The sequence below is a fragment of the Ruegeria atlantica genome, assembly GCF_013032455.1.
GTDB classification, from domain to species: Bacteria; Pseudomonadota; Alphaproteobacteria; order Rhodobacterales; family Rhodobacteraceae; genus Ruegeria; species Ruegeria atlantica_B.
The window spans coordinates 253,308-266,870 of record NZ_WQCF01000001.1 but is presented as its reverse complement, the minus strand read 5'-3'; the positions used below and the strand labels follow the sequence as shown (position 1 = coordinate 266,870).

At 54.9% G+C, this 13,563-nt stretch carries 11 protein-coding genes and 3 tRNA genes; 5 read left to right on the top strand and 9 right to left on the bottom strand.

The genetic code is table 11. The features are described from left to right. Window positions 1-124 precede the first annotated feature (124 nt). Together GOW93_RS01340 and GOW93_RS01335 are read right to left on the bottom strand one after the other, a co-directional pair. Window positions 125-1,201, bottom strand: a complete 1,077-nt coding sequence (locus tag GOW93_RS01340; RefSeq protein WP_170381267.1) for a hypothetical protein — start codon at window positions 1,199-1,201, stop codon at window positions 125-127. 187 nt (window positions 1,202-1,388) lie between these two features. Next, a tRNA-Val gene (locus tag GOW93_RS01335) sits at window positions 1,389-1,463 on the bottom strand. Window positions 1,464-1,667: 204 nt separating this feature from the next. Here GOW93_RS01335 and GOW93_RS01330 point away from each other — a divergent pair. The 3 genes from GOW93_RS01330 (at window position 1,668) to uvrA (ending at window position 4,907) form a co-directional block, all read left to right on the top strand. Next, a tRNA-Asp gene (locus GOW93_RS01330) sits at window positions 1,668-1,744 on the top strand. A 51-nt stretch (window positions 1,745-1,795) separates the two neighbouring features. Beyond that, window positions 1,796-1,872: transfer RNA gene (locus GOW93_RS01325), tRNA-Asp, on the top strand. 176 nt (window positions 1,873-2,048) lie between these two features. Then, complete coding sequence (uvrA, locus tag GOW93_RS01320; RefSeq protein WP_170381266.1) at window positions 2,049-4,907, top strand: excinuclease ABC subunit UvrA; 2,859 nt, start codon at window positions 2,049-2,051, stop codon at window positions 4,905-4,907. Between the two features lie 11 nt (window positions 4,908-4,918). Here the strand turns inward: uvrA and GOW93_RS01315 are convergent, their stop codons facing one another. From GOW93_RS01315 to GOW93_RS01295, 5 genes are all read right to left on the bottom strand, one after another. Beyond that, window positions 4,919-5,251 (bottom strand): hypothetical protein, encoded by a 333-nt coding sequence (locus GOW93_RS01315; RefSeq protein WP_170381265.1) that lies wholly within the window; start codon window positions 5,249-5,251, stop codon window positions 4,919-4,921. Between the two features lie 97 nt (window positions 5,252-5,348). Further along, a complete protein-coding gene (gene mmsB / locus GOW93_RS01310) occupies window positions 5,349-6,221 on the bottom strand; it encodes a 3-hydroxyisobutyrate dehydrogenase (protein ID WP_170381264.1) in 873 nt (290 codons plus the stop codon). Between the two features lie 3 nt (window positions 6,222-6,224). Then, a complete protein-coding gene (locus GOW93_RS01305; RefSeq protein WP_170381263.1) occupies window positions 6,225-7,265 on the bottom strand; it encodes an enoyl-CoA hydratase/isomerase family protein in 1,041 nt (346 codons plus the stop codon). A gap of 7 nt (window positions 7,266-7,272) precedes the next feature. Further along, window positions 7,273-8,415 (bottom strand): acyl-CoA dehydrogenase family protein, encoded by a 1,143-nt coding sequence (locus tag GOW93_RS01300; protein ID WP_170381262.1) that lies wholly within the window; start codon window positions 8,413-8,415, stop codon window positions 7,273-7,275. A 106-nt stretch (window positions 8,416-8,521) separates the two neighbouring features. Further along, window positions 8,522-9,637 (bottom strand): carboxylate-amine ligase, encoded by a 1,116-nt coding sequence (locus GOW93_RS01295; protein WP_170381261.1) that lies wholly within the window; start codon window positions 9,635-9,637, stop codon window positions 8,522-8,524. A gap of 133 nt (window positions 9,638-9,770) precedes the next feature. Between GOW93_RS01295 and GOW93_RS01290 the strand changes: the two genes are divergently transcribed. Together GOW93_RS01290 and GOW93_RS01285 are read left to right on the top strand one after the other, a co-directional pair. Beyond that, a complete protein-coding gene (locus GOW93_RS01290) occupies window positions 9,771-10,622 on the top strand; it encodes a class I SAM-dependent methyltransferase (protein WP_170381260.1) in 852 nt (283 codons plus the stop codon). 71 nt (window positions 10,623-10,693) lie between these two features. Beyond that, complete coding sequence (locus tag GOW93_RS01285) at window positions 10,694-11,170, top strand: fasciclin domain-containing protein (protein WP_170381259.1); 477 nt, start codon at window positions 10,694-10,696, stop codon at window positions 11,168-11,170. Between the two features lie 53 nt (window positions 11,171-11,223). Here GOW93_RS01285 and GOW93_RS01280 read toward each other — a convergent pair whose 3' ends face one another. Together GOW93_RS01280 and GOW93_RS01275 are read right to left on the bottom strand one after the other, a co-directional pair. Further along, window positions 11,224-11,808 (bottom strand): L,D-transpeptidase, encoded by a 585-nt coding sequence (locus tag GOW93_RS01280; protein ID WP_170381258.1) that lies wholly within the window; start codon window positions 11,806-11,808, stop codon window positions 11,224-11,226. A 196-nt stretch (window positions 11,809-12,004) separates the two neighbouring features. Next, the gene (locus GOW93_RS01275; protein ID WP_170381257.1) at window positions 12,005-13,504 is read right to left on the bottom strand and encodes a CoA-acylating methylmalonate-semialdehyde dehydrogenase; all 1,500 of its coding nucleotides are present in this window, start codon (window positions 13,502-13,504) and stop codon (window positions 12,005-12,007) included. Window positions 13,505-13,563 lie beyond the last annotated feature (59 nt).

Sequence of the window (13,563 nt, the reverse complement as noted above, 5' to 3'; positions counted from 1 at the left end):
AGTCTTTCAGCTGTGAAAGGCGTACGCTTAGATATTGAAGAGGCTTGTTTCTGCTGCCGGATATCATGGTTGTTGAAGAAATGATCGGCCAATCTGCGCGGCGTTCTAAACTGGCTAAAGCGGATTAAGCCGATTTACCAAGAGGCAAGGATCGCAACCATTTTCTAAGGGTGGGATTCAAGCTGAGATAGCTCTGCAAAAGGCGGCGTACCATCTGTTCCAGTCGTTCATCGCTGACTTGCACAACGTCCTGGACGTCACTTCCGATCTGAGGCTTTTTAGCGAACTCACCCCTTTCGAGGCGGCTATAGTCTAGTTTCGGGAAAACGATGCCATAGCGATCACGCAGTTCTAAAGGCCCAGTGCCTGAATAATCTGTATATTCGGCGACCTCAGGTCGAAGCATGGGACGAGGCAGGTTTAACCTCTTCTCTACACGACGTAACTGATTAATGAACCTTAGTGTTTGCTTGTTAATTCGGTCATCTTGGTTCGCGTAGAAATGCCTTCTAAACTGCTGCATCAACACCATTCCTTCAGCAGACAGCGATTCATTGGTCGAGATTTTTTTTGCCGCCTTCGACACGATTCCCTGCAGGTCTGGCCTATGCAGCGACATAAAGTCAGAAATAATATCGCCGCCGACCAGAGCTTCGCGGTTGAACAAGCGAACGGAGAATTTCGAATTCGAAAAAAACTCTGAATATGCGTCAAGATTCGCTGTTATGTTGTAATTGCCGGGCTGTCGAAACGTAGAGGATGCTCGTAAGCGCTGCTGAGTTGCTGACAGATAGTAGCTGGAAGGCCCCCTGACATAAGCTACGAATTCAGGATTTTCGATTCCGGCCTGTTTCAGCAAAAACCCGAGCTTTTCCAGCCCGGCTTGGTTTTGCCCCACTGGCCACAGGTATTCGGAGGAGAGGATTAACAGATCAGAATCGTGCCCTAAAATCTGACTGTTCAAGTTTTCAAGAAAAACCTTAACGCGTGAGTTGAGTTCCTGTTCTGAAAATCTTCGAAACCGTCTCGGAGCAACCTCATAAGGTCGAACTGCACCAGCAAGCAGTCCGTGGTTTACTTGCTTGCCTTGAATTGGATATAACACACTATTTTTGGCCAACTCTTTACGTGCACCACAAAGGGCCTTTTGAAGCGCCGTACTGCCCGTCTTGGGCATTCCAATGTGAATGATAGTCTTCAAAAAACCTGCTCGTTTGGCTCACATAATATTGGACATAGCCGTAGCTCGGTATCTGGATAAACGCAAGTTGCTCAACTTAGCGATCAAAAAGGCCGAGACAGTGAGGTTCTTGTCCTAGCGTCATGTCAATTGTCGTCTTTTCAGGCCTGCGAACCAAGTAAGTGGCGTTTAACAATTATGAAAGTGATGGTGGGTGATAAGAGATTTGAACTCCTGACATCTTCGATGTGAACGAAGCGCTCTACCACTGAGCTAATCACCCGCCAGAGCGCTTCATAAAGTGACTTACGGCAGGCTGCAAGTACCACCAAGCACGTTTCTGCAAGTAAGACCTGCTGTGGGGCTGACCCAAAATGGCTGGCTGCGCGGAAAAATTCGAAATCCTGAAAAAACTTCAAAACGCCGCTTGACGCTGCCCGACCGTAGCCATAATACACCCAAACGTTCAGCAACGAACGTGCAGCGGGCGGTTGTAGCTCAGTTGGTTAGAGTACCGGCCTGTCACGCCGGGGGTCGCGGGTTCGAGCCCCGTCAACCGCGCCATCGCTGCCAGCCTTTGATCCGGGTCAATGGGTCAGACATAGACCTTAATGCGCGGTTGTAGCTCAGTTGGTTAGAGTACCGGCCTGTCACGCCGGGGGTCGCGGGTTCGAGCCCCGTCAACCGCGCCATTTCCCTTAGATACGATGAAATCTTAACCCCTTTCTAGGGGTGGCCATCGGATCGGGGTTTTTGTGTCAGGAGATGTCGGCAATAATCCGATTGTTCATACTTTGTTCTAACTTTTTTGTTGGAGACTCGATGCCGCTAGCCTATTTCTAAGACACTTGTGTGTTGGGGGCCGAAAATGGCTGAGCTGAAGAATATCGAGGTGCGCGGCGCGCGCGAGCATAACCTCAAAAGCATCGACGTGGATATCCCACGTGATCAGCTGGTGGTGATCACTGGGCTGTCGGGCTCGGGCAAATCGTCATTGGCGTTTGACACGATCTACGCCGAAGGTCAGCGCCGCTATGTTGAAAGCCTGTCGGCCTATGCGCGTCAGTTCCTCGATATGATGGAAAAGCCCGATGTGGATCACATCAGCGGCTTGTCCCCGGCGATATCCATCGAGCAGAAAACCACCTCGAAAAACCCGCGTTCGACCGTTGGTACTGTCACTGAGATCTATGACTACCTGCGTCTTCTGTTCGCACGTGCGGGCACACCCTATAGCCCCGCCACTGGTCAACCCATCGAGGCTCAGCAGGTGCAGGACATGGTCGACAGGATCATGACAATGGAGGAGGGGACTCGGGGCTATCTGCTGGCGCCGATTGTGCGGGACCGGAAAGGCGAGTACAAAAAGGAATTCCTTGAGCTACGCAAGCAGGGGTTCCAGCGCGTTAAAGTTGACGGTGACTTCTATGAACTGGACGAACCGCCTACGTTGGACAAGAAGTTCCGTCACGACATCGATGTGGTCGTTGACCGCCTTGTCGTACGTGAAGGGATGGAGACCCGGCTGGCCGATAGTTTGCGCACCGCTCTGGATCTTGCCGATGGAATTGCGATTCTAGAGACGGCACCGCGCGAAGGCGACCCGGAACGCGTCACCTTTAGCGAGAATTTTGCCTGCCCGGTCAGCGGATTTACGATTCCCGAGATTGAACCCCGCCTGTTTTCATTCAACGCGCCTTTTGGGGCTTGCCCGGACTGCGATGGTCTCGGGGTTGAACTGTTCTTTGACGAACGGCTGGTGGTGCCGGATCAGACGCTGAAGCTGTACGATGGCGCTTTGGCACCATGGCGCAAAGGCAAATCTCCGTATTTCCTGCAGACCATTGAGGCGATTGCACGCCATTTTGAATTTGATAAGAACACCCTTTGGAAAGATCTACCGGCAAAAGTGCAGCAGGTGTTCCTGCGCGGTTCGGGTGACGAGGAAATCCAGTTCCGCTATGACGAAGGCGGGCGGGTGTATCAGGTGACCCGTAGCTTTGAAGGCGTGATTCCGAACATGGAACGCCGCTATCGCGAAACCGACAGTGCGTGGATTCGTGAGGAATTCGAGCGGTATCAGAACAATCGGCCTTGCGGCACCTGTGAAGGGTACCGTCTGCGGCCCGAGGCGTTGGCGGTCAAGATCGCTGGTCTGCATGTGGGCCAGGTGGTTCAGATGTCGATCAAAGAGGCTCTGGCTTGGGTCGAGGCTGCACCAAACCATCTGAGCAACCAGAAGAATGAGATTGCTCGTGCAATCTTGAAGGAGATTCGCGAACGTTTGGGATTCCTGAATAACGTTGGGCTGGAATACCTTACGCTATCCCGTTCAAGTGGAACATTGTCTGGGGGGGAGAGTCAGCGGATTCGACTGGCCAGCCAGATCGGTTCCGGCCTGACGGGGGTTCTGTATGTGTTGGACGAGCCCTCTATCGGCTTGCACCAACGGGACAATGACCGGTTGCTGGGCACGCTCAAAAACCTGCGCGATCAGGGCAACACTGTGATTGTCGTGGAGCATGACGAGGAAGCCATCCGTGAGGCCGACTATGTATTTGATATCGGCCCCGGTGCCGGAGTTCATGGTGGGCAGGTTGTAAGTCAGGGAACGCCAGATCAAATTGCGGCGGATGCTGCGTCTATGACCGGGCAGTATCTTGCAGGTACCCGAGAGATCGCGGTTCCGACCGAGCGACGGATGGGAAACAAGAAGAAAGTTTCAGTTGTCAAAGCCACGGGTAACAACCTCAAGAATGTTACGGCCGACTTTCCGCTGGGTAAATTTGTCTGTGTGACTGGTGTGTCTGGTGGGGGTAAATCTACGCTGACCATCGAAACACTATTCAAGACCGCTTCGATGCGATTGAACGGGGCGCGGCAAACCCCAGCGCCTTGTGAAACCATTAAGGGGTTGGAACATCTGGACAAGGTCATCGACATTGACCAACGCCCCATTGGGCGGACACCGCGTTCAAACCCAGCGACTTACACCGGGGCGTTCACCCCGATCCGCGACTGGTTTGCCGGTCTGCCCGAGGCCAAGGCACGAGGTTATAAGCCGGGTCGCTTCAGCTTTAACGTCAAAGGTGGCCGGTGCGAGGCCTGCCAGGGCGATGGTGTCATCAAGATTGAGATGCACTTTTTGCCCGACGTCTACGTGACCTGCGAAACCTGCAAAGGCGCGCGGTACAATCGCGAAACGCTTGAGATCAAGTTCAAGGGCAAGTCCATTGCCGATGTCCTTGATATGACAGTGGAAGACGCGCAGGAATTCTTTAAGGCCGTGCCCTCGATCCGCGACAAGATGGATGCGCTGGCGCGTGTCGGGCTTGGCTATATCAAGGTTGGTCAGCAGGCCACGACCCTTTCGGGCGGTGAAGCGCAGCGCGTAAAGCTTTCGAAAGAATTGTCCAAACGTTCGACCGGACGAACGCTTTATATTCTGGATGAGCCGACCACGGGGCTGCATTTCGAAGATGTTCGTAAGTTGCTGGAAGTGCTTCATGAATTGGTTGATCAGGGTAATACTGTTGTGGTGATCGAACACAATCTGGATGTTGTGAAAACTGCGGATCATATCATCGATATTGGCCCCGAAGGTGGCGACGGTGGTGGTGAGATTGTTGCAACCGGAACACCCGAGGATGTGGCCGCGATTGAACGCAGCCATACTGGAAGGTATCTGAAACAGATGCTTGAGGGCGCTCGGGTTGCTGCGGAATAGAGCGCAGATCCTCAGTTAAGGATGTCAGCCACCGCGCCGATCAGGTTGAGCACTTTTCTGGTGTCGGGATCGACGCGGTAAACGTAGTCGCCTGCTCGGATATAGCTGTCACCACGACGCAACCCATATCGATAGGGGTCGTCAATCCACCGGTAGTCGCGGTTAATGTAGTCGCCGGTGCGGTAAAAATTCTTCACCTGACCTGGAGGCACACATGGAACGGATTTCTTTGCCAGACCGGGTGGGCAGTGCCCACCTTTTCCTTTGCCGTTCCCGGCCATGGCTACGCCTGAACTGAGCGCAATCGCCAATATTGCCGTCGTAATGGCCAAGCTGCGCTTCATCTTGCTTCCTTTCAACTAAATGCCCGTTCTTGAGACAGATGGCCGTCGGTCACGGTATGGTCAACCCCATGCGCGGGAAGTCGCCCATGAGTTGCAATTAACTGCGTCCACGCTTTTCGAACCGTGGAAGCATGGCAGAAAAATCCTTGCCTAATCCGCCCTCGGCCTCGACGAATTGCTCATACAGCGCAGTCGCAGCCTGACCCATTGGTGTGTCCGCGTCCGAACTTTCGGCGGCTTGCTGGCTTAACCGCAGGTCTTTCAGCATCAATTCAGCGGCAAAACCGGGCTGATAGCCGTTGTCTGCCGGGCTTTCCGGACCAACGCCGGGGGCGGGGCAGTAGGCATTCATTGTCCAGCTATAGCCCGAGGAGGTGCTGACCACGTCAAACATCTTTTGCCTGTCGAGGCCAAGTTTGTCGGCCAGCGCAAAGGCTTCGCAGGTGGCGATCATTGTCACGCCAAGGATCATGTTGTTGCAAATCTTTGCGGCCTGACCAGCGCCGGAATCACCGCAATGTACGGCTTTCTGTCCCATGATGTCGAAAAGAGGGGCGGCCTTGGCAAAAGCCGCATCGCTGCCGCCCGCCATGAAGGTTAGCGTACCCGCCGCAGCGCCACCGATTCCACCCGAGACCGGGGCGTCAACCGCTAGGACACCAACCTCTTTCGCCTGACCTGCAACGACGCGGGCGCTGTCGACATCAACCGTCGAGCAGTCGATCCAGACGGTTCCGGAATGCATCGCTGGAAGGATCTCATCAGCAACCGAGCGCAGGATTTGGCCGTTTGGCAGCATCGTGATGACGATATCCGCGTTGGCAGCGGCCTCTGCACCTGATCCGGCAAGAGAGACACCGTCAACGTCAACCTCGGCCATGTCAAAGCCCGTAACCTCATGCCCGGCCTTGGCCAAATTGGCTGCCATCGGATTACCCATATTACCCAGACCGATAAATCCGATTTTCATCACTTATGTCTCCTCAAATGTCAGTGTTTCTTTACCCAACGGTTGCAGCATCTTTGACACTGCAATTGCAGGCACGGTCTGGTCGGCAAACTGCCAACGCGGGTTGCGATCCTTGTCGATGATCTGAGCGCGGATGCCTTCCAGAAAATCCCCATGCTCCATCGCGCGGAAAGTATAGCGGTACTCCAGCTCCAGCGCTTTGCGCTGCGTCAGACTGGGGCCGCGCAGTCGGTGAAGAATTTCCACAGTGCAAGCCATCGAAAGCGGTGAGTTGCGCCCCATAAGTTCAAGAGCTTTGGTTGCTAACTCGAGATCTGATTGGCTCAGAGAATTCAGGATGTCGCCCAGGCTTTCCCCGGCAAAATGAGCGTCGATTTTCGCTTGTTGCTTGGCCAATTCGCTTTCCGGAGGTGTCGTGGAATGCGTCGCCAGCAATTCCGCATCGCCGGATGCTTCAAGCATTTCGATCAGGTCAGGCCATTGCGAGATTGGGATATAGTGATCAGCAAATCCGGCAAAGATGGCATCTCCGGGCCCCATGTGATGACCAGTGGTACCCAGATATTCCCCCAGACGTCCGGGGGCCAGTGCCAGCATAAGGGTACTGCCTACATCTGGCACCAATCCGATGGAACATTCCGGTAGGGCAATTCTTGAAGACTCTCCGACGATTCGGTGGCTACCGTGACAGCCGATGCCGACACCGCCGCCCATTGTGAAACCCTGCAGAAAGCTGACGACCGGTTTGGAGTATTCAAAGATAAGTGCGTTCAACCGATACTCGTCGCGCCAGAAGGTCCGACCAAAGTCAAAATTGCCCTTGATGCCGGTTTCGTAGAGATCGGCGATATCACCGCCCGCGCAAAATGCTTTGTCGCCTTCGGCGTCCATGATCACCAGATCTACGGTGTCATCTTCACGCCAATTGCGCAGGGCCGTGTCGATGGCCATGCACATATCATAGGTCATCGCATTCAAAGCCTTTGGGCGGGTCAGGGTAATTCGACCGGCGCGGCCTGTGATGCGGATGTCGATGTCAGGCATGGAATCCTCAGCGTTCTGCAAGCATTTGACGAGCCACGATAACCCGCATGATTTCATTGGTGCCTTCGAGAATCTGGTGTACGCGCAGATCACGGACCAGTTTCTCGATGCCGTAATCCGCCAGATAGCCGTACCCGCCGTGCAATTGCAGGCATTGATCAACCACTTTCGATCCAGTCTCGGTTACGAATTTCTTCGCCATAGCGCAGAACTTAGTCGCATCGGGCGCGCCCTGGTCCAGTTTCCACGCCGCCTGTCTCAGGAATGTTCGGGCAGCCTGCAGTTCGATCTCCATATCCGCCAGCCGGAACTGCAGTGCCTGGAATTGATCAATGGATTGGCCGAAAGCTTTACGTTCGGACATATACTGAAGTGTCATGTTCAGCCCGGTCTGCGCGGCACCCAACGAGCAGGAGGAGATGTTCAAACGTCCGCCGTCCAGACCCATCATCGCGTATTTGAACCCGTCGCCTTCGGTGCCTACAAGGTTGCCCCAAGGAATGTGGCAATCATCAAACTGCACTTGCGCTGTGGGTTGGCTTTTCCAGCCCATCTTTTGTTCCAGCGCGCCAAAGCTTAGCCCCGGTGTGCCGTCCTCGACATAAACGGTCGAGATACCTTTGGGTCCATCCTGACCAGTGCGCACCATGCAGACATAGGCGTCGGAATAGCCACCGCCCGAGATGAAGGCCTTGGTGCCGTTCAACGTGTACCCTTCATTCGTGCGGTCCGCGCGGGTTTTCAGCGCGGCGGCGTCCGAACCCGATCCGGGCTCGGTCAAGCAGTAGCTGAGGACTGTATTCAAGCTCAGTACGTCGGGCATGATGCGTGATTTCAGTTCGTCGCTGGCAAAACTGTCCAGCATCTTGGCACACATATTGTGGATCGAAAGGAATGCCGCGACGGATGGACAGGCCATTGAAAGTGCTTCGAACACCAGCGTTGCATCCAGACGGCTGAGGCCGGACCCTCCGCTGTCTTCCGAGACATAGAGCCCCCCGAATCCCAATTCACCGATCTGCGGCCAAAGGCTTTTAGGGATGGTGCCGTCAGCCTCCCATTGGCGGGCGTTGGGGGCGATGTGATCCTGCCCGAAACCATATGCCATATCGAAGATCGCGGTTTGCTCTTCTGTAAGTGCAAAATCCAAGGCTTGCCTCCCACGCTGCCGGATGAATTGAACAACTGTTCTATTTCGCAATCCTTACAGAAATTTTGCACGATCAGCAATCATCGGTATGAGGCATTCCAGAGAGTCAAAGATCGTGGTGATATTCTTCGATAAGATGTTGTACCACGGCCTTGCCGGGATCATCACCGCGCGCTGCAGCCTCGGCATGGATGCGGCGCTGGCGGGTGGCAGAGGTACCATTCTGGGCAATCTGTTGCAGACGGGCGAGTTCAGTCATGGTTCCCAGCGCCTCGGCGTCTTCGGCAAGCATGCCCATAAGTTCTCCCATCAATTCGGGCATTGGTTTGATGGATCGATCTCCGAAATCAATAAGCCCTTCACCGACGCCGTAGCGCTGCGCGCGCCAGCGGTTTTCGCCGATCAGGAACTGATCGTAGTTGCGCCAGCGCAGGTTTCGATCCTTCAGACGGCACAACATTCGGGTCAAAGCCTGCAGCAGCGCGGCCAGGGAAAGCGTGTGCTCCAACCGTGGCTGTACATCCATGATCCGGGTTTCCAAAGTCGGGAATCGGTGCGACGGCCTTAGATCCCACCAGATTTTAGTGGTATCTTCGATCACGCCCAGCTCGACCAGGATCCCGGTGGTGCGCTCATAATCGGACCAACTGGCTAGAACCGGCGGCAGTCCTGTGCGCGGCAGGTTATCGAATACGGTCAGACGATATGAGGACAGGCCGGTATCCTCACCATTCCAATAGGGAGAGGAAGTAGACAGAGCCAGAAGATGCGGAAGGAAATACGAAAGCTGCGGCATCAGATCGGCGCGCAGGGCAGGGTCCTCGACCCCGACATGGACATGCATACCACAGATCAACATGCGCCGTGCAACGCCCCCCAAAGCATGCTGCAGCGCATCATAGCGATCCTTGCGGGTGTGGTGCTGCTTCTTCCAATCGGCAAAAGGGTGGCAGGACACGGCAATCGGGGCAAGGTTGTACTCGGCCGCGCGCTGCGCAACACAGGACCGCAACCGTTTCAGATCCTCACGGGCGGACTTGACCGTCGTATGAGGGCGGGTGCCGACTTCGATCTGACATTGAAGAAATTCGGGGCTGACCTGACCTTCGAAATCAGCCTGACAGGCCTCCATCAGTGCGGCAGGTGCTTCGGCGAGTTCAAGGCTGTCGCGGTCAACCAGCAAATATTCTTCTTCAATACCCAGCGTGTATTCTTGCTGCATGGCGGCCCTCGCTTAACTGTTCGCACCAGTGAATACGGAATTTTCTGTTTTGCCAAGCGTTTGGCGCGGCCCTTCTTGCAGAGGCCCGCCAAGCAACGGTAAGGAACAAGCAAGAGGAAATTGGAGCGGCCCCGTGAAACCCAGAAAATTCCCGAAGATCAACGAAGCCCTTGATGAGTTGGGGGTAAAGCTGGTCGACAAGACCATTGAGCAGGAGGAGCGTGCCAGACTTGAGGCGTTTGAACGCGCTGGCGGGTTGACCCGTCCGGCCTATGCCCTGTCACCGGGAATGGAAGATTTCGACATCGGCCAGTTGGTCGCTGAGTATGGCCAGCATGCGGATGCGTTGGAAGCCCTGAAAGACTCTGCACGCAACCAGACTGGTTATCACATGGGCAACGGCTATTACGACAGCCCAGATGCCGAAGCGTTGTATCTGATGATCCGACGGTTTGCACCCAAACGGGTGATCGAGGTCGGCTGTGGCAATTCCACCCGTATCACAAGGCAGGCCGTCATTGACGGTGGATTGGACACACAGATCACGGCGATCGACCCATACCCACGCGCTGATATCGCGCATGTTGTGGACCATTTCGAACAGATGAGGTTGGAAGAGGTTGATCCATCATTGTTCGAGCAACTTGAGGCGGGTGATGTCCTTTTCATCGATTCCAGCCATGTAGTACGGATGAGCAATGACGTCGCGCATTTGTTCTGTCGCATCATCCCCGCGCTCAAACCTGGTGTGGTCATTCATGTCCACGATGTTTTTCTGCCTTACGAATATCCCAAGCGGTTTTTCTATGATTGCCCAGGGTGGGGCGAGCAGTACATTCTGCATGCGTTGCTGCAATCTGGTGGATATTCAATGCTTTGGCCGGGTTACTTTCTGCAACAAGACCGACCCAATGCAGTTGAAGCTTTGCCGTTTCTGAAAGAAGGACGTGCGCAGAGCATCTGGATTCAGATCAAAGAAAAATGATCTCAGAGTGATCCGCTGCGGAAAAATGCCCGTATCCCTTTCCGTAACAAGCTGGAGAGGAGACAACAGCCATGTTCCGTCGCACATTCATCGGAGCCGCCGCCGCACTTGCCCTTGCACTACCTGTCAAAGCGCAAGCCGCTGATATCGTCGATACCGCCGTTTCGGCCGGATCCTTCAATACACTGGTCGCCGCCGTGCAGGCCGCCGGATTGGTCGACACTCTGAAGGGCGACGGCCCGTTTACTGTGTTTGCCCCAACAGACGAAGCTTTTGCCGCGCTGCCAGAGGGCACGGTGGAAACGTTGCTTTTGCCTGAAAACAAAGACCAGTTGGTTGAGATTCTCACGTATCACGTGGTTCCCGCCAAGGTGATGTCCGGTGATATCGCTGGCAAACGCGCAAAGGTTCTGACCGTTCAAGGCGACCGCCTCAGCGTGAATGCCAAGAATGGTGTGAAGGTCAACGGCGCCGAAGTTGTTCAGGCTGACATCGTAACGAGCAACGGCGTAATTCATGTAGTCGATGCCGTAATTATTCCGGAATAAAATCAAAGCCCGCGAAGAAAAAGCCCCGGTGACAATCACCGGGGCTTTGTTCGTTAGACCAATCTGACCTGCGTTCCGATCTGGACCAGAGGATAAAGTTCCTCGACATGCTGATTGTACAGCCCGATGCAGCCCGAAGAGCTTTGACGTCCAATTTTGCGCGTATCATGGGTGCCGTGTACCAAATAGGCAGGCCAATCTAGGTACATGGCGCGGGTGCCCAGCGGGTTGCCGGGATCGCCACCTTCCATGCGTACAGGTAGGGTAGGGTCACGTTCGCGCATGGACGCAGTTGGCGTCCAAGTTGGATTCTCTGCTTTGCGAACAACCTTGGTATAGCCGCGTTTTGTGAGTTCTTCGCTCATAGGGACAGAGCTGGGATACAGTTTATACGATCCATCAGACCCCCAGTAATGCACCGCGCGGCTGGTGATATCGGCCAACAGGCAGCCAACGCCCAACTCGTCAAAGTGGTCCTGCCAGTTCTGCTGTGAAAATGAAGAAACGTTCCGGCGTACGGGCAACTGTGTGCTGATGGCCTCTTCATCCTGCGGGAAAGCATCGATGCTTTGCGCGCGCACCAAGGCAGGCGTCGCAACAAGGGAAGCTGCGCCCAACAAAGCAGAGCGACGAGTCATTCGGGAATTTGACAAATTGGCCTCCAGTTCAGGATCTGCTCGAGTAATAATTTCCCAGTAAATTATTGGTCATTGCCCCGTATTTCTAGGGTCTGCCGAGTGAATTTGTTGTGAAGCTGTCAGTTTTGGCGATGCATTGCCTAAAAAAACCCGGCCTGTGCAAGGCCGGGTTGATCTGTTTGGCTGAAGTTGTGGATCAGTCCATTGCTTTAAAGCTGAACTCGCCACCTTCCTTGATGCCCGACGGCCAGCGCGACGTGACCGTCTTAGTGCGTGTGTAGAACTTGAAGCTGTCCGGACCGTGCTGGTTCAGGTCACCAAACATCGACTTCTTCCACCCACCGAAGGTGTGGTAGGCCAGCGGCACTGGGATCGGAACGTTGATGCCGATCATGCCGATGTTGACCCGATTGGCGAAGTCACGTGCAGTGTCACCATCGCGCGTAAAGATCGCGGTGCCATTGCCGTATTCGTGGTCCATCGCCAGTTTCAGCGCTTCTTCGTAGGTCTCAGCGCGCACAGTGGACAGAACCGGACCAAAGATTTCCTGCTTGTAGATGTCCATGTCGGTTGTGACATGGTCAAACAGGTGCGGGCCAACAAAGAAGCCATCTTCATAGCCTTGCAGGCTGAAGTCACGGTTGTCGACAACCAGCTTGGCGCCTTGCTCAACGCCCGAGTTGATCAGGCCCATGATGCGCTCTTTGGCGGCACCTGTCACAACCGGGCCCATATCCACGTCGTTCCCTGCGGTATAGGGGCCAACCTTCAGCTTTTCGACACGCGGGATCAGTTTTTCGATCAGCGCATCTGCAGTTTCCTGACCAACGGGTACAGCCACCGAGATTGCCATGCAACGTTCGCCTGCGGCACCGAAACCGGCCCCGACCAGCGCATCAGCTGCCTTGTCCATGTCGGCGTCGGGCATGATGATCATGTGGTTCTTTGCACCGCCAAAGCATTGCGCGCGCTTGCCATTCGCTGTTGCCCGCGAATAGATGTACTGCGCGATCGGGGTCGAACCAACAAAGCCGACGCCCTGAATGATTTCGCTGTCCAGCAGGGTATCAACCGCCTCTTTGTCGCCATTGACGACCTGGAAGACGCCCTTGGGCAGACCAGCTTCGACAAACAATTCGGCCAGCATCAGCGGAACCGAAGGCGCGCGCTCGGACGGTTTCAGAATAACAGCGTTGCCACAGGCCAGTGCCGGACCTACGTGCCACAGCGGCATCATGGCCGGGAAGTTGAACGGCATGATCGCGGCTACAACGCCCAGCGGCTGGCGCATGGAATACATGTCGATGCCGGGGCCAGCGCTGTCGGTGAATTCACCTTTCAGCATCTGGGGTGCGCCGACGCAGTATTCGATCACTTCCAGACCACGCTGTAGGTCGCCTTTAGCGTCGGGGATGGTTTTGCCATGCTCGCGGCTCAGCGCTTCGGCCAGTTTCTCCATGTCGCGGTTGATCAGGCCAACCATGGCCATCATCACGCGCGCACGTTTTTGCGGGTTGGTCTTGCCCCAGGCAACCTGCGCTTCTGCTGCGCTTTCGATGGCAGCGGTAGTTTCGTCCGCGCTTGCCATTGGGCATTTGTACTGTACTTCGCCGGTTGCCGGGTTGAATACATCGTCGAACCGACCAGATGTGCCAGCCACTTGTTCGCCGTTCAGGAAATGGGTCAGGTCTTGCATTGGAAACTCCTCCGATAAGTTGCGGCCAGAATAGGCTTGCAGAAATCCCACGAACAGAG